Origin of the sequence: Halapricum salinum (assembly GCF_004799665.1) — an archaeon.
GTDB lineage: Archaea > Halobacteriota > Halobacteria > Halobacteriales > Haloarculaceae > Halapricum > Halapricum salinum.
Genome location: NZ_CP031310.1, coordinates 3,133,993 through 3,159,709, shown reverse-complemented (window position 1 = coordinate 3,159,709; position 25,717 = coordinate 3,133,993). Strand labels below are relative to the sequence as shown.

Below are 25,717 nucleotides of genomic sequence, written 5' to 3'. Positions count from 1 at the left end.
ATGAAAGGCGTGTTACTCGCGGGCGGGACTGGATCGAGACTGCGGCCGATCACCCACACCGGTCCCAAGCAACTGATTCCGATCGCCAACAAGCCGGTGATCGAGTACGCGATCGACGATTTCAAAGAAGCCGGGATCACCGAGATTGGCGTCATCCTCGGCACACAGGGCCGAGAGGCGGTCCGGGAGTATCTCGGAGACGGCTCACGATTCGGCGTCGACATCACTTACATCGTGCAGGGTAAGCCACTCGGGCTGGCCCACGCAGTTGGGTGTGCACGGGATTTCGTCGACGGCGACGACTTCGTCGTCTACCTCGGGGACAACATCCTCAACGAATCGATCGCCGATTTCGTCCGTGGGTTCGAGCAGGGTGAGTACGCCGCCGGCGTCGCACTCCAGCACGTCCCGAACCCCGAGCAGTTCGGCGTCGCGACGCTGGACGAGGACGGTAACGTCGTCCGGATCGACGAGAAACCCGACGATCCCGAGGGTGATCTGGTCGTCATCGGGATCTACCTGTTCTCCGCGCAGGTCTTCGACGCGATTCAGCGGGTCGAACCCTCCGCACGGGGCGAATACGAGATCACGGACGCCTTCCAGATCCTCATCGACGAGGGCGGTCCGGTCTACTCACACCGCGTCGACGGCTGGTGGAAAGATACCGGGAGGCCGGAGGACATCCTCGAAGCGAACAGGCTGATCCTCGACGACATCGAATCGACGATCGACGGCACGGTGGAGTCCGGTGCGGAGGTCGTCGGGAAGATCGACCTCCACGAAACGGCGACCGTCGAGGACGGGGCCGTGGTCCGTGGACCGGTTTCGATCGCCGAAGACGTGGTCGTCGGCGACGGCGCGTACGTCGGTCCTTACACCTCGATCGGCCCGGAGACGATGATCCGAGAGACGCACATCGAGAACAGCGTCGTCATCGGTGAGTCGACGATCGAGGCCCACGAGACGTTCGTGGATAGTCTGTTGGGTCGCCGGACACGACTCGAGAGCAAAGACGGCTATCTTCCAGACGGCCGTCGGCTCGTCGTCGGCGAGAACTCACGACTCAGACTGTAAACTGTTTCGAGATGGGTCGCTAGCCTGGCCCGCGATTGCCGGGACGAATGGAGCGGCCGCAGTCCAACCACAACGACTATTTTGCTGTTCGAAGATGATTCGACAACGAGATGTCCCGCCGTGTGCTGGCCCTCGCGTGTCTGGCAGTCCTCGCGTTGAGCGGGTGTACGATCGCCGTCGACGACGGTGGCGACAGTGGTGACGCTGCTGCGATCACCGATCGTGTCGATACCGAACTGCAGGAGATAGAGACGCTCGAAGCGACGATGATCGCGACGATCGAGCAGGGGAACACGACGATCACCGAGCGGGTCCGCCTCCGGTACGAACGCCCGCGCCACTACAATCTCACGTATCTCGAAGTGACGAACCAGACAGGCCATCGCATTCCGAACGCGACCGGTGACGCCGTGATCGCCAACGGAACGCAGCTGTGGGGATACGACGGCGCGACCCAGCGGGTCGTCTGGTACAACGAAACGCGACCGCGGTCGCTCTCGCAATTGATGATGCCATCGACGCAGTTCGGCCCGAACGTCACCTTCGCCGGCAACGAGACGGTTGCCGGTGACGACGCGGCGAAGCTCTCCTACGCCCTCGACGGCTCGAAGGTGTCGCTGATCTCGGGCGAGGTCGAGCGACGCAGCCGCCTGGCGTCGGCGATGAACGAATCGACACCCGTGAACGCGACTGTCTGGATCGACCGCGATCGCTGGCTCCCGATCAAGACGCGTCTGACCATGAGGGCCTACGAGGTCCCCCTGACGGTCACCTACCGCTACGAGGACATCGAACGCGGCGTCGAGCTGTCTGCGGAGACGTTCCAACCGCCGACCAACGCCACGCGAACGGATCTCTGGGCCGGACTCGAATCGAGATTCGGCGAGCACCAGACGATAGCGGCCGTGAACGAAGAGATACAGCCGCCCATCCCCGAACCAACCGTGCCCGAACAGTTTGCGTTCGGGTGGGGCAACGTCACGACGATCAACGGGACCGAACAGGTGCTGCTGTTCTACCAGCACGATACGACCGATCTTCGACTTCTCCGCTGGGACAATACCTCTTTCGGCCCGATCCAGAACGGAGCGCCCGTCTCACTCGGCCCAGTCGAAGGGACGTATACCGAGCTCAGCGAGCGTCGATTCGTCGCGTGGACATGCGAGGAGCACCGCTATCTCGTGAGTACGCGGGCGAATCGCTCGGTCGCGATGGGGATGGCCCGCTCGGTCGCCTGCTGATCGCTCGCGACTGGACAGACTATCCGAGGAGCGACTCCAGCAACTCGATCGCCACGCCCTTGTCGAGCGGGTCGTTGGCGTTGCCACAGTGGGGTGACTGCACGCACGCCGGACAGCCGTCCGCACAGTCGCAGGACTGGAGCATGTCCAGCGTCGTCGCCGCGAGGTCGTCGATCGCCTCGTAGCCGCTTCGAGAGAGACCGACGCCACCGGGATACCCGTCGTAGATGAAGATCGTACTCCGATCAGTGTGGGGGTGAATCGGCGTCGAGAGACCACCGATATCGCGCCGATCACACAGATACTCGAACGGAAAGAGCGAGATCATGGCGTGCTCTGCGGCGTGGATCCCACCGGCGAAGTCGCCCATCTCGTCCAGGCGCGCGGCGAGATCGTGGGGCAGCGTGTAGTAGAGCGCAGTCGTCTCCAGGCTCGTCTCCGGGAGGTCGAGCGACTCGGTCGCCAGCACTTCCCCCGAGGAGCCGTCGCGGCGTTCGAAGCCGGTGATCTGCTTGCGCATCGTGACGTCGGCGAAGCGGACCGTGACGTCATCTCTCGTGGGGAAGGGCTTCTCTTCTCGGTCGCGCTCGACGGTGATTTCCTTGTCGTGCAGCACCCGAGTGTAGTAGTCGGCGTAGGTTCGCTGGAGCGTGGCGACGTCGTGTCGGCGGTCGAGATCGGTCACTTCGTAGCTGGTCCCCTGGTGATGGTAGATCGCACCCGGGTGAGCGTCCCGGAGGGCGTCTCCGAAGGGTAGCGTCGCGATCGCGTCACTGGTGCCTCGGACCGAGAGTTTGACCTCGCGGTCCTCCGCAGTTCGAAGGTTCATCTCGTGCTGGGGGCTGCCTTCACCCCCGTAGGTCCAGCGGACGCCGTCGCGAGTGTCGCGTCGGTCGAGGTCACCCGCCGATTCGAGGTCGGCAACTACTTTCGGAAACGTCTCACCGAAGTGGCGGTCGTCGTCGGGTTTGAGCCAGTTTTCCCGGGCGGCAGCGCGGACGTGGCCCGGCAGGAGGTGGTCGTTCTCGGGATTAGCGATGGCCTGTTCGGGGTCGCGATCGAACAGCGCCTCGGGACTGGCGACGACGTACTGATCGAGCTGGTCCTCGCCAGCGACGAGGGCAACGAGCGCGGGATCGGTCCCCCGGCCTGCGCGGCCCGCCTGCTGGAAGGCGTTCATTCTGGTTCCGGGATAGCCGTCGAGAATGACCGCGTCCAGGCCGCCGATGTCGACACCGAGTTCCAGCGCGTTCGTACTCCAGACGCCCCTGATGGAGCCGTCTCCCAGTCCGGCTTCGAGTTCGCGCCGACGGTCGCTTTTGAGCGCGGCCTGATACGCTGCGACGCCCGAGGCGAGGTCGTACTCGCCGCGATCCCTGAGTGTGTCGGCGCTCTCGGTCGCGTAGCGCTCCGCAATTTGCCGCGAGGAGGTGAAAACTACAGTCTGGAGACCGCGCTGGAGCAGGTCGACGAACAGCCGCTTGGCCTCGGGATGGCTGGACTTGCGGCGGCCACTGCCCCACCCGCCCCCCTCGTACTCGGGGGGATTCCACAGCAGCCAGTGTTTCGGTCCCGTTGCCGCAGTGGATTCGTCGACGAGTGTGACGTCGGATTCGGGCTGGCCAGTGACGGTCGCGGCGTGCTCGATGGGGTTGCCGATCGTCGCCGAGCAACAGACGTACTGCGGGTCGCTCTCGAATCGGTCGGCGACCCGGTTGAGTCGTCGCAGGACGAGCGAAATCTGACTGCCGAAGACACCGCGATACTCGTGTACTTCGTCGACGACGACGGTGTCGAGTCGCTGGAAGAACCACTGCCAGAGGCGGTGGGCGTGGGGCAAGATTCCGTAGTGGAGCATGTCGGGCGTCGTCAGCAAGACGGTGGGCTGGCGCTCGCGCACCTGTTCTTTCTCGGTCTTCGAGAGCCGACCCGTGTAGCGGTCGACGTTGACGCCCGAGGCGAAACCCAGCCCCTGAGCGAGATCCGAGAGCGTCTCGGCCTGATCGTTGATCAGCGCGACCTGTGGGGCGATGTAGAGGGTCGTTCGGCGGCCGTCCAGCGCCCGCTCGAAGGCCGGGATCGTGTAGGCGAGGCTCTTGCCGCTGGCGGTCGGGGTCGCCAGGACGACGTGGTCGCCGTCACGGACGGCTTCGACGGCCGCCGCCTGGTGGTCGTACAGCGAGTCGATCCCTTCGGATTCGAGGACGCTTGCGACGCGCGAATCGAGATCCAGATCGGCGAATGAGGCGTCGCGGCCGTCGAGGGTGCGCTCGGCGGCGATCTGTCCCTCGTAGTACGGTCGGTCCCGAAGCCAGGCGATCGTCTCGTCCACGTAGTCGCTATCGGGCGGGTCGTCCTAACCGTTGCGCTTGTCCCCACCGGCTCAGACCGTCAGGACGGGGCGATCGAGTTCCCGGAGGACGTGATCGGCCGTCGACCCGATCTTCTTGGTGTGGGTTTCGCCCTGAAAGCCCATCACGACGATGTCGGCGTCGATCTCGCGGGCGTAAGTTGCGATTTCCTCGTCGGGAACGCCATGGCAGGACTTCGTTTCGATGGGGATTCCGTGTTCTTCGGCCCGGCTGGCCACCTCGTCGAGGATCTCGATGCCACGGTCTTCGATATCTGTGACCATCACATCGAGACTCGAAAATCCGGAATCACCGTACAGACGCGTATCGACCACGTACAGCGCGTGGAGTGTCGCGTCACTGTCCGCTGCGAGGTGGAGCGCATACTCGACCGCACTGTCTGCTGCGTCGCTACCGTCTGTTGGAACCAGTATCCGGGAGAAGTCCACTTCCATGGGTTGCATAGAGGATGGCCAAGACGAAATAGTTGCTTGCGAGTTACCGAGGACTATTTTTCTTGTGGTGTGGTAACACTTAACACGAAGCGAGGCGAAGGGGCAATCAGGGAGTAACCACCTCCCGTCCACCCATGCCAGCCTCAGAAACGCCCGCCCGCGACGAGCAACGATACGCCGAACTCTCCCTGGAAGACGGCAGTATCGTGATCTACGATGCCGAGAACTCGTCGGCGTGGATCCAGTCGGACGCTACAGTCGCTGCCGCGTCGATCGCGTAGTGGTCCCCGTCTTCCTGGACGAATTTTCTCGTCTGGTATCGACCACCGCTCGCTCCCCTCCATACTTTTGGCAGGTCCGGCAGAACGGGAGCACATGGCCCCGAACTACGAGAGTCTGCACGATCCGAACGCTGAATATACGATGCGAAATCTCTCCGCGGAGACGATGCTCGACGACTCCCGTGAGCGTGGTGGCGGTCGTGACGTCGAGATCACCGACGTCCAGACCACGATGGTCGACGGCAACTTCCCCTGGACGCTCGTGCGAGTCTACACCGACGCCGGAATCGTCGGCACTGGTGAAGCCTACTGGGGTGCGGGCGTCCCGGAACTCATCGAGCGGATGAAACCGTTCGTCGTCGGCGAGAATCCCCTGGATATCGATCGGCTCTACGAACACCTGATCCAGAAGATGTCCGGCGAGGGGAGCGTCGAGGGCGTCACTGTGACGGCGATTTCGGGGATCGAGGTCGCACTGCACGACCTGGCCGGGAAGATCCTCGATATCCCGGCCTATCAGTTGCTCGGCGGCAAATACCGCGATCAGGTACGGGTCTACTGTGACTGTCACACCGAGGAAGAGGCCGATCCCGTGGCGTGTGCCGACGAGGCCGAACGCGTCGTCGAAGAACTGGGCTACGACGCCCTGAAGTTCGACCTGGACGTGCCGACGGGCCACGAGAAAGACCGCGCGAACCGCCACCTTCGACCGGGGCAGATCCGCCACAAGGTCGACATCGTCGAGCAAGTCACCGAACGGGTGAAAGACCGGGCGGACGTGGCCTTCGACTGCCACTGGTCGTTCTCCGGCGGCTCCGCGGAGCGGCTCACTGACGCCATCGAGGAGTACGACGTGTGGTGGCTCGAAGATCCGGTCCCCCCGGAGAACCTCGACGTTCAGCAGCGCGTGACCCAATCGACGGTGACGCCGGTCGCCGCGGGAGAGAACCGCTATCGCGTGACCGAACACCGGCGGCTGATCGAAGACGGCGCTGTCGACATCGTCGCGCCGGATATGCCCAAGATCGGCGGGATGCGCGAGACCAGAAAGATCGCCGACGTCGCGAACCAATACTACGTGCCGGTGGCGATGCACAACGTCTCCTCGCCGGTCGGGACGATGGCCAGTGCGCACGTGGGTGCCGCGATTCCCAACGCGCTGGCCGTCGAGTACCATAGCTACGAACTCGACTGGTGGGCCGATCTGGTCGAAGAAGACGTCATCGAGAACGGATACGTCACGATTCCCGAAGAACCGGGGCTGGGTGTGACGCTCGATATGGACGCCGTCGAGGCACATATGGTCGACGGTGAGACGTTGTTCGACGAGGCGTAGCAGGTTGACGCCTCGTCGAGCACGCTGAGCTCGCTCGGCGACGTTCGACCCGGCGCGCGCCGGGTCGAACCCGTGAATCTCCGATTCGAGACGTTCGACGAGGCGTAGCGGGTTGACGCCTCGTCGAACCGGGGGTCGAGTCTTCTCACATTGAGAAACTATCGGGTACACTGAAGGGGTGGGAGGTTCTATCGGGTGATAGGGTATGGGTGAGTCGCTGTACGCTATCCTCGGCGTCGCGGAGGACGCCGACCGCGAGGCGATCAAAGACGCCTATCGGGATCGCGCGAAGGACGCACACCCCGACGTGAGCGACGCCGACGATGCGACCCGACAATTCAAGCGGCTCACCGTCGCGCGCGATACACTTCTCGACGAGGACGAGCGCGCTCGCTACGACGAACTCGGGCACGACGCCTACGTCCGCCAACACGATCGGACTGACCTCTTCGACGTCACGCTCGAACCCATGCGGGGCGACCACTCACAGGGAGTGTCGGCGGACACAGTCTCGGCGGCCAGAACCGTCGCCGACGGCTACGGCGGCAGTGAGGACTGGTGGCGATCGCGAGCCGGCCCCGATCCGAAACCTGCGGGTGGCTCGACTCGTCCGGAGACACAGTCCCGGAGCAGAAACTCGGCCGCCTGGGCGCGGTCCCGACCCTCCGAACCGGCCGACACTGACTCGTCAACACACGGTGTCGTCGAGTTCGTCAGCGCGGCCGGCATCTGGCTGGTCCTGCACGTTTTGCTGGTGTGTTCGGCCGTCGCGACGGCGATCTTCCTCTACACCAGTGTCGGCCCGGCACTGGTAGCTCCGGCAATCGTCTTCGGATTCGTCGTGGTCGTCGCCGCAGTCGCCGCGTCGACGTTCCATCTGGTTTCGCTCGTCTACACGTGAGAAGACCTCACTCGGGCGGTTCTGGATCGGTCAAAGAGCTATTTGAGCTACGGAAACCGAGATATAAGTTAGCCTGTAAGGAATTGGTATGTCGATGGAACGGCTGTTGCCCTCGCGGGTCGATCCACGGCCCCGCGACGACCCGAAAGTATATGGGCTCGAAGAGGAGCAGACACAGGACGCACTCAGCGCACTCTCGGCCGAGACGGCACGAACGATTCTCACCGAACTGTACGACCAGCCGGCCGCGCCGGCCGAGCTCCAGGAACAGGTCGGGACTTCCCTCCAAAACGTCCACTACCATCTGGACAACCTCGAATCCGCGGGCCTGATCCGGCAGGTCGGGACCCGCTATTCAGAAAAAGGAAACGAGATGTCCGTCTTCGCCCCCGCCAGCGATGCGGTCGTGTTCATGGCCGGCGACAACGAGAGTCGCTCGCGACTCCAACGAGCACTCGCCAGAGTCGTCGGCGGTGTCGGGGTCCTGGCGGCCGCGAGTCTCGCGTTCGGGGCTGCCGTCCAGCAGTGGCTTGCCCCCGAGCCGAGCCAGCCCCAATCTGAACCCATTATCCAGACCGAACAGACGGGTCCCGCGACCGAAGTCGTCAACGCTATCGACCCCGCTCTGGCCTTCTTCCTGGGTGGCGCATTCGTGCTGGCGGTCGCCGGCAGCTGGATGGCCGTCCGGCGCTATCGCGCCGACGGATAGCAAACCGTTTCCCGCTCGGTCCGGATTTGCAGGTATGGACGTACAGGCTATCGCAGACCTCGATCCGGACCAGCGCCGTGCGCTGTTCGAACGCGACGCGGGGCTCGAAGCCATCCGCGAGGACGTCAGAGAGATCGTCGACCGCGTCCACGAGGAAGGCGACGTGGCGCTCCGGGAGTTCTGCCGGGAGTTCGACGACGTCGAGGTCGGCAACTTCGAGGTCACAGATGCGGCCGAACGGGCCTACGAGCAGATCGACGACGACGTTCGCGAGGCCATCGAGACCGCCGCGACTAACATCCGAGAGTTCCACGAGCGACAGGTCCCCGAGGACTGGGACACAGAGACAGCGGGACGGCGGCTCGGTCGGCGCTTCTATCCGCTGGACAGCGCGGGCGTCTACGTGCCCGGCGGGACCGCGGCCTATCCGTCGAGCGCGCTGATGGGCGTCATCCCCGCGAAGGTCGCCGGCGTCGAACACGTCGTGGTGGCGACCCCACCGGCCGAAGAAATCAACCCAGTCACACTGGCCGCGATCCACGCGGCCGGCGCGGACGCAGTCTATCAGGTCGGAGGTGCGCAGGCGATCGCAGCGATGGCCTACGGCACTGAGTCGATCACTGGCGTCGACGTGATCGTCGGCCCCGGAAACCGCTGGGTGACGGCCGCGAAAGCCGAGGTCCGGGGTGACGTGAAAATCGACATGCTCGCCGGCCCGAGCGAAGTGCTGGTACTCGCCGACGAGACTGCAGACCCCGATATCCTTGCGGCCGAGATGCTCACGCAGGCCGAGCACGATCCCAACGCGGCTGTCGTGACCGTCACCGACGACGCGGACCTCGCCGAAGCTGTCGTGAAGTCGGTCGACGAGCAGGCGAGCGAGCGCGAGCGCGAGGAAATCGTTCGGGAGGCACTGGCCAACGAAGCCAGCGGCGTCTTCCTCGCGCGGTCGCTCAGCGAGGCGACGCTGTTCGCCGACGAGTTCGCGGCCGAGCACCTCTACGTGCTGGCCGACGACGAGGACGCCCTGCTCGATCGGATCGAGAACTACGGAAGCGCCTTCCTCGGCGAATATTCGCCAGTCGCGGCCGGCGACTACGCCAGCGGCACTAACCACGTCCTTCCGACCGATGGCCAGGCCCGACTCGCCAGTGGGCTTTCGGTCGATACGTTCGTCCGGTCGGCGACGGTCCAGCGACTCTCCAGAGACGGACTGTCAGGTCTTCGCGAGACGATCACGACGCTCGCAACAGAAGAAGGACTGGAAGCCCACGCACACAGCGTCGACGTGCGGTTCGAAGACTAAGGGTCGACTCGAGGACTAGTCGGCGCGCGCTGACTGAGGGGATCCAGTGCGTGCGTGCTCTTGTGGCGGGCTGATCTTCTTGACGTCGTCGCGCGTTTCCCACCACGTCAGGTCGAACTCGCGGACGTCGCCACCGTCGGCCCGGTAGCGCCCGCTCTCGTGGATCGCGATGAACCCGGTGTTCGTTCCGAAGTGCTTCCCGATACCCTTGATGAGTCCCTGTTCGAACGCGTCAGGATATGGCGTGTCGGCGACCAGCGTCCCACCGTGATCGTCGGGCTGGAACTCGAACGACCCGACGTCTGCGCCGTCGTGGGCGCGGTCGAACACCCGACCGAGATCGACGAACGCGTCTTCGATCGTCTGAACGCGATGAGACCACGGTAGCGCCGCGGGCGTCGCTCGACCGATCCGATTGAGCGTGTTCGGGCCCGTCGTCCGCTGGACCTCGTGGATGGCGTCGATGTACGCCCCGAGCGGGTAGGACTCGCCCGGCTGAAGCTCCTCGATTCCGTGCCTCGCCAGGATTCGCCGCGCACGCTCCTCGAAGTAGCCGCACGTCTCGGCGACGCCGTCGACGAACGCCTTCACGATTCGGCCGTCTACCGTTGGCCCCGCGTACTGATTTGCTTCTGTTGCCATCGTTACTACTCGCTATGGGAGGAACAAATAAACAGATGGAGCCAAACTCGTAAGGGATTCGGTGGCAGAAGGGCGGAATAGCAGTCGAGAGGACTGGGGGACGGGTTGTCAGTCTTCGAGTTGGAAAGCGACCTCGACTTCAGCCTGGTACTCGCGTTCGTCGGCGGTCGCGATCTCGACCCCCATCTCCTCGACTTCGACCCAGTGGACGTTTTCGAGCGTCGCCTCTGCGCGGTCGACGGCGTCGTCGACGGCGTCGTCGAAACTCTCTGTGCTGGAGCCGATCAATGTGATCTTCTTGAAGACCATGATACATCTTAACATCACGCGGCACTCCTAAAAGCGCACCGCCGAAACCACGCGAAACTACTCGGGCTACCCTGGTCTTCAGGGACGAATCCTTACGGCAGTCGTTTACCCGGACGGACGTTGCGGCGGACGTAGAACTCGAAGAGCAAGCCAGCGAGCAGGCCCGCGAGCGCCGAGGCGACGAACTCGACCATCAGTTCGCGTTCCTGTTCGAGGGTCGTCTGTGCCGGATCGAGAACGAGCGTGGTGCCTAGCAGAACGTCGGAGCTCCAGCGAGCGATCGCCCAGAAACCGGCCGCTGCGAGCGTCGCGACGACGACGAAGACGATAGCGAACCCGACGCTCATCTGGATCGGTGTGAACAGGTGTAGTTCGACCGCGACGACGAGCGCGAGGGCCGCGACGGAGAGGTACGTCGTGAGCTGGCCGATCAGTGGGTGAATTGGCAGTGAGTGAGCGAAGACCGGCAGCGTCGCGACCAGGGCGACCTCCCACGGGATCATCGCGCGGCGGGTGGCGAGCGCGATCGGCGGCAACGCGAGCACACAGGCGACGACGAGCGCGAAGCCGGCCCAGAGCGGATCGCCGAAGAACGAGTTCCCGACCGCAGTCGCGACGACGAAACCGAGGAGGAGCCAGCTCAGCGTGGCGTTCGTCCGGGTGGTAGTCAGGACGGCGGCGAGGTCGGTTCGAGCCGGACCCATGACTGATCGATACAGGGGCCTGCGAGGAAACAGTATCGGCGCGTGCCTATGCGAAGGTCGTCGCGTCACAGACTTCGTAGGAGCCGTCGTCCTCGACACTGATGATCGCCCACTCGTAGCGGACGTTCTGACTGGCGAGACGCTGTTTGAGGGCGGTACACTGGCCTGCGCGGGTGACGAAACAACGGAACTCTCCATTCGTCGGAGCGTCGGTCGGCTCGGGCATCGGCGTCACCTGAACGACGCGCCACTTCCGTTCGGCTCTGATCTCCTCACCGTCGTCCGAGACGGTGTAACCGAGGTCGTCGAAAATCGTACGCGCTTGGGACGCGAGGTGTGTGGTAACAGTCCCCATCCAACTGCTCCTTCTCGCGCACCGGTATTAAGCCTTCCCACGTGACAGGATCTGGAGAGAACCTTTCAGAACTGTCCCTCTTTCCGGAGTCGCTCGACGACCTCGCGAACGCGTTGACTCTCCGATTTCGGGAGGACCAGTGTTCGATCGTCGAAACTCGCGATCACCAGATCCTCGACCCCCACCGCAGCGACGTGGCCGTCACTGGCGAAGACGTTGTCGCTGGCGTCGATCGCCAGCGCCTCGCCGAGCGCGACGTTTCCCTCGCCGTCGGCGTCCAGCAGACGCTCGAAGGCGTCCCACGAGCCCAGGTCGTCCCACTCGTAACTCGCGGGAACGACCGCGACGTTCTCGGCCGACTCCAGCACCGCGTAGTCGACGCTGATCGATGGACAATCCTCGAATCCTCGCTCGGGGTTGCCAGCCTCGAGCGCCTCCACCAGCGATCTGAGTTCCGTCTCGCTGGCGGCCGCGAGGAAGTCCGTGGGCGTCCAGGCGAACGTCCCGCTGTTCCAGAGGTAGCCCGATTCGACGTATCGTTGGGCGGTCTCGGCGTCCGGTTTCTCGGTGAACGACTCTACTTCGTAGTACTCGCCGTGGTCGGCCCCGGGTTCGACGTAGCCGTAGCCCGTCTCCGCTCGGGTGGGTTCGATTCCGATAGTGACGAGCGATCCAGTTCGGGCGGCGACCGCACACGCCGTCTCGACCGTGGCCTGGAAGTCGCCGTCGACGCGGTGGTCGCTGGGCAGACAGCACAGCACACACTCGCCGACCTGCTCGCGGATTCGGTGGGCGGCGTAGACGAGCGCTGGACCCGTGTCTCTCGGTGCCGGCTCGGTCAGGACGGCCGCCGAGGGCGCGTGCTCGCGGACTGACTCGGCGAAGGCTGGTCGAGTCAGCACGTACACTTCGTCGGCGAAATTGGCCCGGCGGACCGTCTCGGCGAGCATCGACCGCTCGCCACCGAACGGTTGAAACTGTTTGGGGCGGTCGCTTCGGGTCGCGGGGTAGAGTCGGGTTCCGGTCCCGCCAGCGAGCACGACCGCGACGAGTGGCCGATCCATACACCTGCGTTCGCACGCTCCGACGAAAAGCCAACGGCTGGCAAGCGTTTTCCCGTTCGCGCTCCTCTTTCGTGGTATGAACCCCGAAGACGTCGAGCGCGTCATCGAGGACGCGCTCCCGGACGCTCATGCCCGCGTGACGACGCCGCGACCGAACGACACTGACCACCTCGCTGCCGAGGTCGTCTCGCCCGCCTTCGAGGGCAAGTCGCTGGTCGACCAGCACAGCCTCGTCTACGACGCCGTCGACGAACACCTGACGACCGACATCCACGCCCTGAAGGTGACGACCTATACGCCCGAGAAAGCCCCACCCGACGCGCCGGATCAGTCCGGGGCGTAACGATTCGGGGTTACGTAATTCATTTGTCCGGCGAGAGTCGTCTAGCAGCCATGGCCACCGAAACGCCCTCCGCGACTGAATCCGAGTCGATTCACGAGGCAGTAGACGAGTACATCGGATCGAACGATCGCGTCCTGTTCATCAAAGGGACGCCACAGCGGCCCCAGTGTGGGTTTTCCCAGCGTGCCGTGGGGACGCTGGCTCGCTACGACGTCGACTTCGAGACGGTGAACGTCCTCGATGCGCTCGCGGAGTACCGCGAAGCGCTGGAATCACACAGCAACTGGCAGACCATCCCGCAGTTGTACGTCGACGGCGAGTTCGTCGGCGGCAGCGACATCATCGTCGAACTCGCAGAACGCGGCGACCTCGAAGAGACACTCGAAATCGAGTGAGGGTCGAGAGGGGGATTCGACGCGAACCGGGGCGAAACTTATTGAACCGGGGTTCGATTCGTGAGCCATGTTCGAACCGCCGATCGACTTTCAGATCCCCAGCGACAAGGACGCCATCGCCAGCACGCCCGCTGGCGACGGCCAGCACATCCTCGTCTCGGCCAACTGCTACGCCGCCAACGAACGAGTCGCCGGTGACGGCGCACTCCTCGAAGAGACCTCGGCATTCCGGTCGGACGTCGAGTTGTTCTACAACCTCCACACGCTGCTGTGGGACCCCGAACACCAGCAGACCCTCGACGTGCGCGAAGACGCCGTCGACGCCGACGTCGACTGGACCGACGACCGGGTGCCCGAGATCGTCTTGCAAAACGAGTTCGAATTCGTCGACGGGACGGGTGCGACCCTCGAGCAGCGCGTCGTCGAGAGCGTCGACCGTTGCTCGATGACGATCAGCAATCGCGCGACCTTCGACAAACCTGGCGAGCGCACGCTCTACACGATCGTCAATCTCGGGATCAACGGCCACGACCACGAGGATCCAAATGCGGTTCACGAGGCACAGGTCCGCTGCACTCGTGAGCACGACGTCGTCGTCGCCGACGACGATCACCGATTTCTGGCGATCATGCAAGACCGCGATGGTCGCCGGCGATTCGACGGGTATCGGATCGGCAACACCGGCCAGCGCTACGGACGCGAGCGCAGTGCCTGGGCCGACATCTATCAGGAGAACGACGGCTGGATAACCAACTCCACCGCCGGCGGCGGCGATCTGGACTCCGGGTTCGGCCTGTACGCCCCCGAGGCGGAGACGGTCGAGTGGACGACTGCGATCGGCTTCGCGACGGACGCCGAATCGGCGATCGATCACGCCCGCGAAGCCCTGGACGCGGGCTACGAAGCCGACCGCGAGGCCTTCGCCGACGCCTGGGAATCCTGGCACGAGGGCGTCACGACCTCGCCAACAGGCGATCAGTACGTCGACAGGCTCTACGAACGGTCGCTGACGGCACTCCGGGCTGCCCGCGACAGCGAAGCCGAGGCGATGGTCGCGGGCGCGTTCAAGCCCGAGAACATGACCTACAAGTTCGTCTGGCCGCGCGATCAGGTCATCATGATCCAGGCGTTGCTGGCCGCAGGCGCTGAATCGGAGGCTCGCGACGCCGTCAACTGGCTCGACCGCGTTCAGATCACGGGCGACGTCGTCGACGAGCGCGGGATCGAGCGCCACGGCACCTGGTGGCAGAACTACTACACTGACGGGACGCCCCACTGGCGAGCCCTCCAGCTCGATCAGGTCGGCGGACCCATCTACGCCCACTGGCTCTGCTGGCAGGAGACGGGCGACGACAGCCTCGTCGACGAGCATTACGAGATGTCCAGGCGTGCCGCCGAGTTCCTGCTGGGATGGGACAACGGCTGGGGCTTCCCCGAGGCCCATCAGGACCCCTGGGAGGAGATCTGGGGGTACTCGACCGAGGGCGTCGCGTCTGCGATCGCGGGGCTGCGATGCATGGCCGAACTGGCCGACTCACGTGGCGAGACCGACTTCGCCGAGCAGTGTCGCGAGCGGGCGTCGGTCTGGGCCTCGAACATGGAGACGTACTGCTTCAAGACCGACACGCCCTACGGCGATCACTTCGTGACCGCGGACAACCCAGAGTACCGTCCGCATCCCGCGCCCGACGAGCGTCCCGACGCCGCGGCGTTCATGGCCTACTGGCCCTGGAACGTCGTCGATGCCGACGCGCCCGCCATGCGGTCGACTGCCGAACTCGCCGACGAGGACTTCTGGGCGGCCGACGAGGTGGCGTGTGTCGGGCGCTACCCCGGCGACGTCTACACGCCCTCCGGGACCGCCGAGGACGGCGGGTGGCCCCTCTGTGAGGCCTACGCCGACGTGGTACGCTGGCAGAACGGCCTCGACTCCGACGCCGTCGAGGACCACGTTCACGATCACGTCAAGCGGTGGACGACCAGCGCGGACTTGCTCCCCGAGCGCGTCGACGGCGACGGCAACGTGAGCTGGAACTCCAATCTGCAGTGGACACAGGCGACCTACATTTTGCTCGTCGAGAGTCTCAGACGCGGCGAACCTTACGGGATGGCTCCCGGAGAATAGGGGACTTCAGGCATTCAGTGCCCAGAATTGGTAGTTCAGAAGCGTCGCAAAGAGCGTCCAGAGCAGATACGGGACCAGCAGCGTCGCCGCCACGCGTTCGATCCGGGCGAACGCGACGATGGTGACCGCCACGAGGACGTCGAGGACGACGATCACGCCGAGGGCGGCCAGCGGCCGTTCGAGCGCGAAGAAGACCGGCGTCCACGCGACGTTGAACGCGAACTGCAGGACGAACAGCCCGAGGGCCAGTTTGACGGGTCCACGATCCAGGCCGTTCCTGGCGACGAGATACACGGCGATCCCCATCAGCGAGAACAGCAGCGTCCAGACGACGCCGAAGGCCCACGTCGGCGGGTACAGTGCCGGCTTCTCCAGGTTCGCGAACCACTCGGAGTTCGGGCCGCCGAGGATCGCCGGTGCTGCACCGACGGCGTTGACCGCGACGACGACCAGCAGGGCCAGCATGGCGTCTGTCCGGTCGAGATCGACCGTCGGCCGTATCCACTGTGACAGTGCCGTAGCCATGGCGACGACAACGGCCCGCAGAACCGACAATCTACCGACCGCCGTCACAGGATGACTGCCTACAGTGAATTGCCGCGCACGTGTACCTCGAACATTCGGACGTCGGCCACCAGATCCGAGAGTACGTGGCCGTACAGCGTGACCGCCGTGATCACCCCAAGCGAAGGGGCGACCAGCCACGTCGCCAGAACCGCGAGTCCGATGATGACGACGTGGCTCAGGAGTCGCTCGAACGGGCCGAGATCGTCCTCACGGAAGATCGTCGACTGATCGCCCAGCGCGCGGCGGGGCTTCGAGAAGACGTACCGAAGCGCCCGCCAACTCCCCGTGTTGTAGCGGGCGATCAGAAAGTGATCTAAGTCGATCCCGACGCCGATCGCCACGGCGTAGCCGACGACCACCAGCGGGTGGAGCCACTCCACGCCGGTCGCGACGAGACCGACGCCGGTCGCGAGCGAGATCGCACCGTGCGCGCGGGAGTACATGGTGAGTGGCTCCGGTCGGGGTGTGGTCAGGATCGCTTCTGGATCTCCTCGCGCAGGACGCTACTGACGAGGTCGCCGTCTGCTTTCCCGCGGAGCGCGCCCATGCACTCGCCCATCAGCCCGGAGAACGCGCCCATCCCCTCGCTCTCGACCTGCTCGGCGTTTCGTTCGACGACCTCGACGACCGCCTCGCGGACTTCGTCTTCGGCGACGCCACCGAGGTCTTCCTGCTCGACGGCCTCCTCGGCCGTCAACTCGGGGTTCTCCGCGAGTGCCGTCAGGAGGTCTTCCAGTCCCTCGTTGGGGACGTCGCCCTCGTCGACGAGGACGAGCGTGTCTCGGAGGTGCTCGTCGGTGAGATTCTCGACGGAGACGTCGTCACGACGGAGCGCGGTCAGCGTGGATTCGAGCGTGCCAGCTGCGAGCGTGGGATCGACCCCCTGTGCGACGACATCCTCAAACAGCGGCATGTGCTCGCCGTAGGCGGCCTGCTCGGCGAGTCCGGCGTCCAGGTCGTATTCGGCCTGGTAGCGCTCGACCTTCTCGGTGAGGAGTTCGGGCGTCTCGACCGAACTGACGTCCGGTTCGACCGGCGGGACGTCCGTTTCGGGGTACATCCGCGCCGCACCGGGGAGTGGCCGCAGGTATCGTGAGGTGGCGTCCTCGTTGGCGTCGCGAGTCTCCTCGGGGACGCCTTCGAGTGCGGTCTCGGCCCGGTTGGCGACCGCCTCGATCGCCAGTTCGGCCGTCTCTGGGTCGTCGGCGACGATTGCGACCGCATCCTCGGGCCCGGCGTCGACGGCCTCGCGGAGCGCGTCGACTTCCGCGTCGGTTACGCCGTAGGCGGGGAGTTCGTCGGTGTGGAAGATCCCGCCCGCGCCGTGGCGCTTTGCGTGGTCGGAGAACTCGGTCCCGAGACGGCGGTCGGGCTGAATCTCCCGACCCACGATCCCGTCGAATCCTTCGAGTCGGACGGCTTTGACTACGCCGCCACTATCGAGTGCGCCCCGGATGACGCCGGAATCGGTGTCCTCGAACACCTTGGAGACATCTTCGGGCGTGCCGACGCTGGCGTCGCGTGCGTCGAGTTCGTCGGCGATCTCGACCAGTTCGACCTGGCGGCGGACCTCGTTGCGGACGATGTCGTCGATGTCGTCGAGGCTCTGGACTCCCTTGAGCTCGATCCGCGAGCCCTCGGCGATCGAGACGTTGACGTCCTGGCGGATGGTTCCCAGGCCGCGCTTGACGTGGCCGGTCGAGCGCAGGAGCATGCCGATCTGTTCGGCGGCCTCGCGAGCCTGTTCGGGCGAGCGGATGTCCGGCTTCGTGCCGATCTCGACGAGTGGGATTCCGAGTCGATCGAGCGAGTAGCGCACGCCCGAATCAGTTTCTTCGACGCGCTGGGCGCTCTCCTCTTCGAGCATGAGGTCTTCGACGCCTACGGGGCCGTCGTCGGTCTGGATCTCACCGTCGTCGGCGATCAACATGGTACGCTGGAATCCCGACGTGTTCGAGCCGTCGATGACGAGCTTGCGCATCGGGTGGACCTGATCGACCGGCTCCATCTCGAGTAGCTGGGCAATCTCGAGAGCGACCGTGAGCGCTTCGTCGTCGATTCGGTGTGGCGGTTCGTCGTCTTCCTCGACTAGGCAGGTCGAGTCGTAAGCCAGATATTCGAACTCGCGTTCGACCTGACTCTCTTCGAGCGCAGCCTCGTCGAGTTCGCCGAGTTCGCTCTTGGTCGGATGGAGATACCGAGTCAGTCGGCGGGTCGACTCCTCTGGTTCGCGCAGGCGCGTCGGACAGTTACAGAAGAGCTTGGCTTCTGTATCGAGTTGCTGGTGGATCTCGAGGCCGGCGATCAGCCCCAGATCCTCGTAGTCGAAGTCCTCGGTCATTGCCAGAGACTGCGAGGGCGTGGACAAAAAGCACACTGTCTCGGCAGGACGGTATCGTCCTGCCGGGACCCCCACTGGCTCGCGTTCATGCGAGCCTATCCAATGCTCTCTCGTCGGGACGATACCGTCCTGCCGGGACCCCACTTGTTCGCGCTTGTGCGAGCCGATCCAATGGTCGCTCAGCGAGACGGCGAGAAGGCAGCGCCCGAACTGTTCCTGCACGCTCCTTTTACCGATCCGGGACGAACACAGTCGATATATGCGCTGGTCCGTGTCGATCGGGGTTGCCCTTCTCCTCGTCCTCTCGGGGTGTTCGCTGCCGAGCGATACCGAGCAATCGGGGCCGGCAGAGTCGGTCACACCCGCACCCGTGCCGGACGTCGAGGACGACCGAACACCGGTTCCGACGCCACAGCCGCCAGCCGAAATTCCGGTGCCTGAACTCAGGGACGATCCCCCCGAAGTCAGTGAGATACCGATCGACGGGATCACCAACGAGTCGACGATCGGATCGGGCGACCTGGCGCGCGCTCATCGAGCCGTGCTCCAGCAGCAGGCCGTCAGGATCCACGAGCGCCGGACCTGGCAGACGGTCGGCGTCGAAGTAGACGACCGGCGGGCGAAGGTCAACCGGACTGTCGCGTTGCTCCCCGATCGGACCTATCGATACGACGAGTCGAAGCGAATCGTCTACCTCGAACGCGACACCGCGACGACGATCAACCAGAGCGTGTTCAGAAACAGGACGCTCGCGGTGGAACGCTCGGTGCGAGATTCGAACGTGACCTACGCGCGGCTGGGGTTGTCCCGACCGAACGTCAGACTTCGCAACACACCCATCGTCGTCCAGCAAGCACTCTGGGTCGAGAATATCTCCGTCGAACGGACGACCTGGCGGGGCGAACCGCACTACCGGCTCGACGGTCGAAACGCCGCAGGCGGTCTCTACGCGTTTTCGGCCGACTATCGCGTCAGTGCGATCGTCCGCGAAGACGGACTCGTCCGGCGGTTGTCCGTGAACTACACCGAGTCACCGATCGGCCGTGACCGGACTGTCGAGTTCACGATCACGATCGATCCGATCGATCGAAATCGGCTCGACGAGCCACCGTGGCTCACCGAAGCACTGAATCAGACTCGGGGGTAGTCCGCCCGGGATTGCGACTGTCCCCGCTCACTGTCTACTCTTCTCCTCCCCTCTGAGAAGACTACTGTTCGGAGACGCTGACGCGCTCCTCACTGCCTACTCTTCTCCCAGGATCCCCCGCTCGGTCATCTTCCGCGGATCCAGCACCTCGTCGACCTCGTCCTCGTCGAGATATCCCTCTTCGAGCACGACCTCGCGGATCGTCTTGTTCTCGGCCAGGGCCTTCTTCGCGACCTTACTGGCTTTGTCGTAGCCGATAGCCGGATTCAGCGCTGTCGCCAGCGCCATGCTCTGCTGGACGCGCTCCTCGCAGTGTTCGCGGTCGGCCTCCAGTTTGGCGACGAACTTCTCGGCGAAGACCTCGCTACCGTTCGTGATCAACTCGGCGCTCTGGAGGAAGTTGTGCGCGAGCAAGGGCTTGTAGAGGTTGAGGTCGATCTGCCCCTCCGCCGCACCGGCGGAGACGGCCGCGTCGTTGCCCACGACCTGCTTGTGGACCTGATTCACGGCTTCGGCGACGACGGGATTGATCTTGCCGGGCATGATCGACGATCCCGGCTGGTTCTCGGGCTGGTCAATCTCGCCGAGGCCGTTTCGCGGTCCGGAAGCGAGCAACCGGAGATCGTTGGCGATCTTGTTCAGCGATCCGGCGACGGTCCGGAGCGCGCCGTGGGCCTCGCTCATGGCGTCGTGGGCGGCCTGGGCCTCGAAGTGATCGTCGGCCTCTCGGAACGGAATCCCCGTCTCCTCGCCGATGTACCGCGCGGCCCGTTCTGGGAACTCAGGATGGGTGTTCAGGCCTGTACCGACGGCAGTTCCACCGAGCGCGAGTTCTTCGAGTCGGGGGCGGACGCTCTCGACGCGCTCGATCCCCTTCTCGATCTGGGTGCGGTAGCCCCCGAACTCCTGGCCCAGGGTGACTGGCGTCGCGTCCTGCAGATGGGTGCGGCCCGTCTTGACGACGTCTTCAAACTCCTCCTCTTTGGCTTCGAGCGCATCTTTGAGTGTCGCGAGCGCGGGCAGGACGTCGTTGACGACGGCCTCGCCCGAGGCGACGTGCATCGCCGTGGGGATCACGTCGTTGCTCGACTGGCCGAAGTTGACGTGGTCGTTGGGATGGATCTCCCGAGTTCCGATCTCGCCGCCGTAGAGCTCGGTCGCGCGGTTGGCGATGACCTCGTTGGCGTTCATGTTCGTCGAGGTTCCGCTCCCGGTCTGAAAGACGTCGACGGGGAACTGCTCGTCGTGCTCGCCCGCGATGACCTCGTCGGCGGCTTCGATGATACAGTCGGCTTTGTCTTCGGGGATCGTGCCGAGGTCGCGATTGGCCTTCGCGGCGGATTTCTTGACGATTCCGAGCGCGCGCACGAACCGCCGGCCGAAGGTGATCCCACTGATCGGGAAGTTCTCGACCGCGCGCTGGGTCTGTGCGCCCCAGTAGGCATCGGCCGGAACCTGCATCTCTCCGAGACTGTCCGCCTCCGTTCGGTAATCGTCGTCTGCCATAGACGGGGGTTCGAACGGCCCCGACTAAACGACTCTGGTGCGTCGAAGACTTATCCCGCGGCCCGCACAACGGCCTGTATGCGTTTTGGTATCCTCTCCACAGCGAAAATCGGACGCGAAGACGTGATTCCCGGAATCCAACAGAGTGAGCACGAAGTGCTGGCGATCGCCTCCCGCGACGCCGATCGTGCGGCGAGCGTGGCCGCTGACCTCGACGTCCCTCGGAGTTACGGCAGTTACGAAGCGCTCCTGGGGGACGAGGATCTCGACGCCGTCTACGTCCCACTGCCCAACGCCCTCCACGCTGAGTGGACACGGAAGGCCGCCGACGCAGGCCTGCACATCCTCTGTGAGAAACCACTGACCGCCGACGCAGAGTCCGCGGCCCAACTACACGACTACTGTGCCGACCGCGGCGTGACGCTGATGGAGGCGTTCATGTACCGCTTTCACCCCCGAACGGAACGAGCAGCCGAAATCGTCCACGAGAAATTCGAGGGCGTCCACGCCGTTGACGCGACGTTCAAGTTCGCGTTACGGGACCGACCGGGAGACATACGTCTCGATCCCGACCTGGCCGGTGGCAGCGTGATGGATGTCGGCTGTTACGCGATCAGCGCCGCGCGGTTGTTCCTGGGCGAACCCGACCGCGTGTACGCGCGAACGCGGGACAGTCGCAACTGTGGGGTCGAAACCGACATGGCGGGACTGCTGGAGTACGACGATGCCACTGCACGGATCGCCTCGGGGTTCGACACGCCGGCCGTCCAGACCTACCGCGTCGAAGCCGAGAACGGCTGGCTCGAAGTCGAGGACGCCTTCGACGTCGGGACCGACCGCGAGGCGACGATCGAGTACGAACTCGATGGACGGCGCGTGACTGAACGATTCGATCCCGTCGATCAGTACCAGCGAGAGGTCGAACACTTTGCGGAGAGCGTCCAGTCTGGTCGCCAGCCCCGGATCGACCGCGAGGAAACCGTCGCGAACATGGCCGTCATCGACGCCGTCTACGAGAGCGCAGAACAGAGTGAGCCAGTGACTCTAGACTATATGAATTAATCGTTTATTTTCTACCCCAGTTTGAGGGTCCTGTATTAGTAAAAATAATAAAGGATGGTGGATAATGGGGTAGAATTAAATGGATGGCAATACAGCGCCACAATAGTCACGGTTAGACAAACGGAGTCACACCATGTCAGACGAAAATCAATACATTTCACGGCGGAACGTTCTTCGAGCGACAGGCGTTGCGACAGCTGGGGCCCTCGCCGGCTGTGGTGGCGGTGGCAACGGGAATGGGAACGGCGGTAACGGAAACGGGAACGGTGGCAACGGCAACGGAATGGGCAACGCGAGCGGTGAAGTCTCGATTCTCCACGCGTGGGGGAGCGGTGACGGTGCAAACGCCCTCCAGGCGCTGAAAGACGGGTTCGAGAACGAGGACGTCAACATCACGGACTCTGTCGTCCAGGGTGCAGCACGGTCGAACCTCGTCTCGTCGATCCAGACGCGGATGAGTTCGGGCAACCCTCCGAGTACCTGGCAGGCATGGCCGGGCAAGAACCTCCTGCGATTCACCGCCGACCAGTACGGCGACCTCGAAGGAGACGTCTGGGACAGCGACCTCAAAGACAACTACCTCGAAGGCCCGAAACAGCAAGCACAGGTCGACGGTAAGTACGTCGCCGTGCCGTTGAACATCCACCGGATCAACAACCTGTTCTACAACACGTCTGTCGTCGAGGAAGCAGGTGTCGATCCGTCGTCGTTCTCGACGCCATCGGATGTCCTCGATGCGATGGAGACTGTCGCAAGCGAAACTGACGCGACGCCGCACGCCCACGCCAACGCCGCTTGGACGGCGGGACAGCTCTGGGAGACTGTGCTTCTCGCCCAGGCTGGTCAGAGTGGGTACAACGATTACATCAACGGTGAAGGAAGTCGATCGGCTGTCGAGTCGGCACTCGAAGCAGTCGACACGATGATCGATTACACGTTCGACGACGCGTCCTCGATCGGATTCCCGGAAGCGAGCACTCGTATGCAGAACGGCGAAGCGGCGTTCATGCATCAGGGCGACTGGGCCGCCGGTGGCTTCGGCGAAGACTTCGTCTACGGCGAAGACTGGGACCACGTGCCGTTCCCCGGCTCGGAGGGTCACTACGCGCTGAACATGGACTCGTTCCCGTTCCCGGCGGAAGCACCGAACCCAGAGGCGACGAAGGTATTCCTGAAGTACTGTGGCGGCACCGAAGCCCAGATCGCGTTCAACCGCGAGAAGGGGTCGATTCCGCCCCGCTCCGACGCGGACGTCTCTCAGTTGAACGAGTTCCAGCAGGACCAGTACGACAACTTCACCAACTCCGACGCCCAGCCGCCATCGATCCAGCACGGGCTGGCCGTCGTGCCGCCGGTACTGTCGAACTTCGGCGACGCGTTCAGTGACTTTATCTCCAACCGCGACGTCGGGAGCACGACTGACGCGCTAATGAACGCGTTCAACTGATCGCCCACACCTGATTTTTTATGCGCAAGATACTCAGAGCGGTCAAGCGACGCATACATCGCCGTCAACTCAGAAGCGACGGTGGCACGACAGACCAGCGGACGAAGTTCCTGAACCGCGATTCGGTGCGTTCGGCCCCGTTCTGGTTGCCACCGTTTCTGCTGGTGTTCCTGTTCGTCTACGGCGCGATTATCTGGAACTTCGTCATCTCGTTGACGAACGTCAGTAACAACCTCTCGACGATCGATTACTCGAACCTCGACTTCGAGAACTACGCGATCGCCTTCGACGGCGGGACGCCCTCGTGGGCTAGATTCGACGTCGGATCGTATATCAGTCCGATCTGGAACGCGGCCCAGAATACGATCGTCCTGATGGTCGCGTTCGCGGTCGTCTGTCTCGCACTCGGTCTCTGGCTCGCGATTCTGGTCGATCGGGACATCCGCTTCGAGAACACGTTCCGCACCATCTATCTGCTGCCCATGAGCCTCTCGTTCGTCGTGACCGCGAAGTTCTGGGCGTTCATGTACAACAGGGAGTACGGGCTCGTCAACGCTCTTTTCGAGGCCGTTGGTGCCGGCTCGGTCGAGATTATCCAGAACTCGACGCTACTGGGAGTGGAGTCGATCGCACTCGGGCCGATCGCGATCGGGAGCATCGGCATCCCGGTGAAGCTGGCAGCGATCGTATTTGCATTGATCTGGCAGTACAGCGGCTACGCCATGGTCGTCTACCTCGCAGGACTCCGTGCGATCCCGGACAGTCACTTCGAAGCCGCACGTGTCGACGGCGCGAGCACGATTCGAATGTACTGGCGAGTCATCATCCCACAGCTTCGGACGGCGACCGTCAGCGCGCTGGTCGTGTTGATGGTCTTCTCGCTGAAGGCCTTCGACTTCATCTACTCGCTGTACGGGTCGTACAACCCGGGATCGGCCGCGGACATTCTCGCGACCCGGATGGTCAGAGAAGCCTATCAGAACAGCCGATTCGCCTTCGCCTCGGCGATCGCGATCGTCCTGTTCGTGATGGCACTGTCAATCGTCGCGCCGTATCTCTACACCCAATACAGACGAGGTGACCTATGAGCTCAGACAGACCTGGACAGTCCGATAGCGGTATCCTCGGACGGTCGTGGAGTCGTATCGGACTCTACGCGTTCCTCCTCGGGATGGTGGTGTTCTATCTCATTCCGATCGAGACGGGACTCGCCACCTCTATCAAAAGGGCAGGTGACTTCACGGGCCGAAATCCGTATCTCCCGCCGTTACCCTGGGATGCGACCCTTGCCTCCTGGAGTGAAGGCTTCTTCAGCCTCCTCGATGGTCTCATCAACAGTCTCGTCCTCGTCGTCCCGGCGACGATCCTGTCGGGACTGCTGGGTAGTATGGCTGCCTACGGGCTGACGACCATCAGCTGGCGCGGACAGGTCGGTATCTACTCGCTGTTCGTCGCTGGAATCTTCATCCCGTACCAGGCAGTGCTCGTCCCGCTGACGGTGTTCTGGTACAACATCGTCCCGATTCAGGACTGGTGGCTCGAATCCGTCGCGAACGGGATCAGTGTCTTCGGTCTCTTCGAGATTCCGAGTACGTTCATGCTCCTCGGCTGGGAGCTTGGGTTCCAGCCGTATCACTGGCAGTTGATCTCGTTGATCATCACCCACACGGCCTACGGGATACCGATCTGTGCGCTGTTGTTCCGGGCACACTACAAGAAACTCCCCGACGAGATGGTCGAAGCCGCGCGGCTGGACGGTGCGTCGATCCGCCGGATCTACCGTCGGATCATCCTGCCGCTGTCGGTGCCGATGTTCGCCGTCGTGTTCATCTACCAGTTCACGCAGATCTGGAACGATCTGCTGTTCGCGCTGATCCTCGTCCAGAACAACGAAGCGGCGGTCGTCACCCAGCAGCTCGTGGATCTCGGCGCATCACAAGAAGGGGTCGACTACCCGCTACGAATGGCCGGCGCGTTCATCGCGGCGCTTCCGACGCTGCTGGTGTACGTCGTCTTCGGTGACAAGTTCGCGAAAGGAGTGGCAGCGTAAGATGAA

At 63.8% G+C, this 25,717-nt stretch carries 26 protein-coding genes; 15 read left to right on the top strand and 11 right to left on the bottom strand.

Annotated elements, in window-relative coordinates:
• Both DV733_RS15550 and DV733_RS15545 read left to right on the top strand, forming a co-directional pair.
• Nucleotides 1–1,074, top strand: a complete 1,074-nt coding sequence (locus DV733_RS15550) for a glucose-1-phosphate thymidylyltransferase (protein ID WP_049992893.1) — start codon at nt 1–3, stop codon at nt 1,072–1,074.
• A gap of 110 nt (nt 1,075–1,184) precedes the next feature.
• Entirely contained in the window at nt 1,185–2,315 is a 1,131-nt protein-coding gene (locus DV733_RS15545; RefSeq protein WP_049992892.1) for a LolA family protein, read from the top strand.
• Between the two features lie 19 nt (nt 2,316–2,334).
• Here the strand turns inward: DV733_RS15545 and DV733_RS15540 are convergent, their stop codons facing one another.
• The gene (locus tag DV733_RS15540) at nt 2,335–4,647 is read right to left on the bottom strand and encodes a DEAD/DEAH box helicase (protein WP_049992891.1); all 2,313 of its coding nucleotides are present in this window, start codon (nt 4,645–4,647) and stop codon (nt 2,335–2,337) included.
• Between the two features lie 51 nt (nt 4,648–4,698).
• The gene (locus DV733_RS15535) at nt 4,699–5,121 is read right to left on the bottom strand and encodes a universal stress protein (protein ID WP_049992890.1); all 423 of its coding nucleotides are present in this window, start codon (nt 5,119–5,121) and stop codon (nt 4,699–4,701) included.
• Nucleotides 5,122–5,255: 134 nt separating this feature from the next.
• Between DV733_RS15535 and DV733_RS17415 the strand changes: the two genes are divergently transcribed.
• The 5 genes from DV733_RS17415 (at nt 5,256) to hisD (ending at nt 9,654) form a co-directional block, all read left to right on the top strand.
• Complete coding sequence (locus DV733_RS17415) at nt 5,256–5,402, top strand: DUF7331 family protein (RefSeq protein ID WP_170178714.1); 147 nt, start codon at nt 5,256–5,258, stop codon at nt 5,400–5,402.
• Nucleotides 5,403–5,496: 94 nt separating this feature from the next.
• Nucleotides 5,497–6,738, top strand: coding sequence for a mandelate racemase/muconate lactonizing enzyme family protein (locus DV733_RS15530; RefSeq protein ID WP_049992889.1), 1,242 nt, complete (start codon nt 5,497–5,499; stop codon nt 6,736–6,738).
• 205 nt (nt 6,739–6,943) lie between these two features.
• Nucleotides 6,944–7,639 (top strand): J domain-containing protein, encoded by a 696-nt coding sequence (locus DV733_RS15525; protein ID WP_049992888.1) that lies wholly within the window; start codon nt 6,944–6,946, stop codon nt 7,637–7,639.
• Between the two features lie 88 nt (nt 7,640–7,727).
• Nucleotides 7,728–8,348 carry an ArsR/SmtB family transcription factor gene (locus DV733_RS15520; protein ID WP_049992887.1) on the top strand — a complete coding sequence of 207 codons (621 nt, stop codon included), beginning with the start codon at nt 7,728–7,730 and terminating at the stop codon, nt 8,346–8,348.
• 34 nt (nt 8,349–8,382) lie between these two features.
• On the top strand, nt 8,383–9,654 hold the full coding sequence (gene hisD, locus DV733_RS15515) for a histidinol dehydrogenase (RefSeq protein ID WP_049992886.1): 1,272 nt from the start codon (nt 8,383–8,385) through the stop codon (nt 9,652–9,654).
• 15 nt (nt 9,655–9,669) lie between these two features.
• Here the strand turns inward: hisD and DV733_RS15510 are convergent, their stop codons facing one another.
• The 5 genes from DV733_RS15510 to DV733_RS15490 form a co-directional block, all read right to left on the bottom strand.
• On the bottom strand, nt 9,670–10,296 hold the full coding sequence (locus DV733_RS15510; protein ID WP_049992885.1) for a hypothetical protein: 627 nt from the start codon (nt 10,294–10,296) through the stop codon (nt 9,670–9,672).
• 108 nt (nt 10,297–10,404) lie between these two features.
• Nucleotides 10,405–10,605 (bottom strand): dodecin, encoded by a 201-nt coding sequence (locus DV733_RS15505; protein ID WP_049992884.1) that lies wholly within the window; start codon nt 10,603–10,605, stop codon nt 10,405–10,407.
• Between the two features lie 92 nt (nt 10,606–10,697).
• Entirely contained in the window at nt 10,698–11,309 is a 612-nt protein-coding gene (locus DV733_RS15500; RefSeq protein WP_049992883.1) for a hypothetical protein, read from the bottom strand.
• Nucleotides 11,310–11,355: 46 nt separating this feature from the next.
• Nucleotides 11,356–11,664 carry a DUF7116 family protein gene (locus DV733_RS15495; RefSeq protein ID WP_049992882.1) on the bottom strand — a complete coding sequence of 103 codons (309 nt, stop codon included), beginning with the start codon at nt 11,662–11,664 and terminating at the stop codon, nt 11,356–11,358.
• A gap of 65 nt (nt 11,665–11,729) precedes the next feature.
• The gene (locus tag DV733_RS15490) at nt 11,730–12,728 is read right to left on the bottom strand and encodes a mannose-1-phosphate guanylyltransferase (RefSeq protein ID WP_049992881.1); all 999 of its coding nucleotides are present in this window, start codon (nt 12,726–12,728) and stop codon (nt 11,730–11,732) included.
• A gap of 76 nt (nt 12,729–12,804) precedes the next feature.
• Between DV733_RS15490 and DV733_RS15485 the strand changes: the two genes are divergently transcribed.
• The 3 genes from DV733_RS15485 to DV733_RS15475 all read left to right on the top strand — a co-directional run bounded on the left by DV733_RS15485 (nt 12,805) and on the right by DV733_RS15475 (nt 15,591).
• On the top strand, nt 12,805–13,071 hold the full coding sequence (locus DV733_RS15485) for a BolA family protein (protein ID WP_049992880.1): 267 nt from the start codon (nt 12,805–12,807) through the stop codon (nt 13,069–13,071).
• A 50-nt stretch (nt 13,072–13,121) separates the two neighbouring features.
• Nucleotides 13,122–13,466 carry a glutaredoxin family protein gene (locus tag DV733_RS15480; RefSeq protein WP_049992879.1) on the top strand — a complete coding sequence of 115 codons (345 nt, stop codon included), beginning with the start codon at nt 13,122–13,124 and terminating at the stop codon, nt 13,464–13,466.
• Between the two features lie 67 nt (nt 13,467–13,533).
• Nucleotides 13,534–15,591 (top strand): glycoside hydrolase family 15 protein, encoded by a 2,058-nt coding sequence (locus DV733_RS15475; RefSeq protein ID WP_049992878.1) that lies wholly within the window; start codon nt 13,534–13,536, stop codon nt 15,589–15,591.
• Nucleotides 15,592–15,597: 6 nt separating this feature from the next.
• Here the strand turns inward: DV733_RS15475 and DV733_RS15470 are convergent, their stop codons facing one another.
• Genes DV733_RS15470 through gatE form a run of 3 tightly spaced genes read right to left on the bottom strand, consistent with a single transcriptional unit; the run spans nt 15,598 to nt 18,499 of the window.
• Nucleotides 15,598–16,116, bottom strand: coding sequence for a TspO/MBR family protein (locus DV733_RS15470; RefSeq protein WP_049992877.1), 519 nt, complete (start codon nt 16,114–16,116; stop codon nt 15,598–15,600).
• A 59-nt stretch (nt 16,117–16,175) separates the two neighbouring features.
• The gene (locus tag DV733_RS15465) at nt 16,176–16,601 is read right to left on the bottom strand and encodes a hypothetical protein (protein ID WP_049992876.1); all 426 of its coding nucleotides are present in this window, start codon (nt 16,599–16,601) and stop codon (nt 16,176–16,178) included.
• Between the two features lie 26 nt (nt 16,602–16,627).
• The gene (gatE, locus tag DV733_RS15460; protein WP_049992875.1) at nt 16,628–18,499 is read right to left on the bottom strand and encodes a Glu-tRNA(Gln) amidotransferase subunit GatE; all 1,872 of its coding nucleotides are present in this window, start codon (nt 18,497–18,499) and stop codon (nt 16,628–16,630) included.
• 259 nt (nt 18,500–18,758) lie between these two features.
• Between gatE and DV733_RS15455 the strand changes: the two genes are divergently transcribed.
• Complete coding sequence (locus DV733_RS15455; RefSeq protein WP_049992874.1) at nt 18,759–19,646, top strand: hypothetical protein; 888 nt, start codon at nt 18,759–18,761, stop codon at nt 19,644–19,646.
• A gap of 96 nt (nt 19,647–19,742) precedes the next feature.
• Here DV733_RS15455 and DV733_RS15450 read toward each other — a convergent pair whose 3' ends face one another.
• Nucleotides 19,743–21,152: a class II fumarate hydratase gene (locus tag DV733_RS15450; RefSeq protein ID WP_049992873.1), complete on the bottom strand. Its 1,410-nt coding sequence runs from the start codon at nt 21,150–21,152 to the stop codon at nt 19,743–19,745.
• A 78-nt stretch (nt 21,153–21,230) separates the two neighbouring features.
• Between DV733_RS15450 and DV733_RS15445 the strand changes: the two genes are divergently transcribed.
• The 4 genes from DV733_RS15445 (at nt 21,231) to DV733_RS15430 (ending at nt 25,711) form a co-directional block, all read left to right on the top strand.
• Nucleotides 21,231–22,214, top strand: a complete 984-nt coding sequence (locus DV733_RS15445) for a Gfo/Idh/MocA family protein (protein ID WP_049992872.1) — start codon at nt 21,231–21,233, stop codon at nt 22,212–22,214.
• Nucleotides 22,215–22,347: 133 nt separating this feature from the next.
• Complete coding sequence (locus DV733_RS15440) at nt 22,348–23,661, top strand: ABC transporter substrate-binding protein (RefSeq protein ID WP_049992871.1); 1,314 nt, start codon at nt 22,348–22,350, stop codon at nt 23,659–23,661.
• A gap of 20 nt (nt 23,662–23,681) precedes the next feature.
• Nucleotides 23,682–24,749 (top strand): carbohydrate ABC transporter permease, encoded by a 1,068-nt coding sequence (locus tag DV733_RS15435; protein WP_049992870.1) that lies wholly within the window; start codon nt 23,682–23,684, stop codon nt 24,747–24,749.
• Nucleotides 24,746–25,711, top strand: coding sequence for a carbohydrate ABC transporter permease (locus DV733_RS15430; RefSeq protein WP_049992869.1), 966 nt, complete (start codon nt 24,746–24,748; stop codon nt 25,709–25,711). Before DV733_RS15435 ends, DV733_RS15430 begins: the two co-directional genes overlap by 4 nt.
• The last annotated feature ends 6 nt before the right edge of the window (nt 25,712–25,717 follow it).

Coding starts and splice junctions, on each gene's coding strand:
- DV733_RS15470 (WP_049992877.1), bottom strand. CDS start 16,116: ATGGCTACGGCACTGTCACAGTGGATACGGCCGACGGTCGATCTCGAC.
- DV733_RS15500 (WP_049992883.1), bottom strand. CDS start 11,309: ATGGGTCCGGCTCGAACCGACCTCGCCGCCGTCCTGACTACCACCCGG.
- DV733_RS15490 (WP_049992881.1), bottom strand. CDS start 12,728: ATGGATCGGCCACTCGTCGCGGTCGTGCTCGCTGGCGGGACCGGAACC.
- DV733_RS15495 (WP_049992882.1), bottom strand. CDS start 11,664: ATGGGGACTGTTACCACACACCTCGCGTCCCAAGCGCGTACGATTTTC.
- DV733_RS15525 (WP_049992888.1), top strand. CDS start 6,944: ATGGGTGAGTCGCTGTACGCTATCCTCGGCGTCGCGGAGGACGCCGAC.
- DV733_RS15455 (WP_049992874.1), top strand. CDS start 18,759: ATGCGCTGGTCCGTGTCGATCGGGGTTGCCCTTCTCCTCGTCCTCTCG.
- DV733_RS15520 (WP_049992887.1), top strand. CDS start 7,728: ATGTCGATGGAACGGCTGTTGCCCTCGCGGGTCGATCCACGGCCCCGC.
- DV733_RS15510 (WP_049992885.1), bottom strand. CDS start 10,296: ATGGCAACAGAAGCAAATCAGTACGCGGGGCCAACGGTAGACGGCCGA.
- DV733_RS15480 (WP_049992879.1), top strand. CDS start 13,122: ATGGCCACCGAAACGCCCTCCGCGACTGAATCCGAGTCGATTCACGAG.
- DV733_RS15465 (WP_049992876.1), bottom strand. CDS start 16,601: ATGTACTCCCGCGCGCACGGTGCGATCTCGCTCGCGACCGGCGTCGGT.
- DV733_RS15450 (WP_049992873.1), bottom strand. CDS start 21,152: ATGGCAGACGACGATTACCGAACGGAGGCGGACAGTCTCGGAGAGATG.
- DV733_RS15550 (WP_049992893.1), top strand. CDS start 1: ATGAAAGGCGTGTTACTCGCGGGCGGGACTGGATCGAGACTGCGGCCG.
- DV733_RS15475 (WP_049992878.1), top strand. CDS start 13,534: ATGTTCGAACCGCCGATCGACTTTCAGATCCCCAGCGACAAGGACGCC.
- DV733_RS15440 (WP_049992871.1), top strand. CDS start 22,348: ATGTCAGACGAAAATCAATACATTTCACGGCGGAACGTTCTTCGAGCG.
- hisD (WP_049992886.1), top strand. CDS start 8,383: ATGGACGTACAGGCTATCGCAGACCTCGATCCGGACCAGCGCCGTGCG.
- DV733_RS15430 (WP_049992869.1), top strand. CDS start 24,746: ATGAGCTCAGACAGACCTGGACAGTCCGATAGCGGTATCCTCGGACGG.
- DV733_RS15445 (WP_049992872.1), top strand. CDS start 21,231: ATGCGTTTTGGTATCCTCTCCACAGCGAAAATCGGACGCGAAGACGTG.
- DV733_RS15530 (WP_049992889.1), top strand. CDS start 5,497: ATGGCCCCGAACTACGAGAGTCTGCACGATCCGAACGCTGAATATACG.
- DV733_RS15435 (WP_049992870.1), top strand. CDS start 23,682: ATGCGCAAGATACTCAGAGCGGTCAAGCGACGCATACATCGCCGTCAA.
- gatE (WP_049992875.1), bottom strand. CDS start 18,499: ATGACCGAGGACTTCGACTACGAGGATCTGGGGCTGATCGCCGGCCTC.
- DV733_RS15505 (WP_049992884.1), bottom strand. CDS start 10,605: ATGGTCTTCAAGAAGATCACATTGATCGGCTCCAGCACAGAGAGTTTC.
- DV733_RS17415 (WP_170178714.1), top strand. CDS start 5,256: ATGCCAGCCTCAGAAACGCCCGCCCGCGACGAGCAACGATACGCCGAA.
- DV733_RS15545 (WP_049992892.1), top strand. CDS start 1,185: ATGTCCCGCCGTGTGCTGGCCCTCGCGTGTCTGGCAGTCCTCGCGTTG.
- DV733_RS15535 (WP_049992890.1), bottom strand. CDS start 5,121: ATGGAAGTGGACTTCTCCCGGATACTGGTTCCAACAGACGGTAGCGAC.
- DV733_RS15485 (WP_049992880.1), top strand. CDS start 12,805: ATGAACCCCGAAGACGTCGAGCGCGTCATCGAGGACGCGCTCCCGGAC.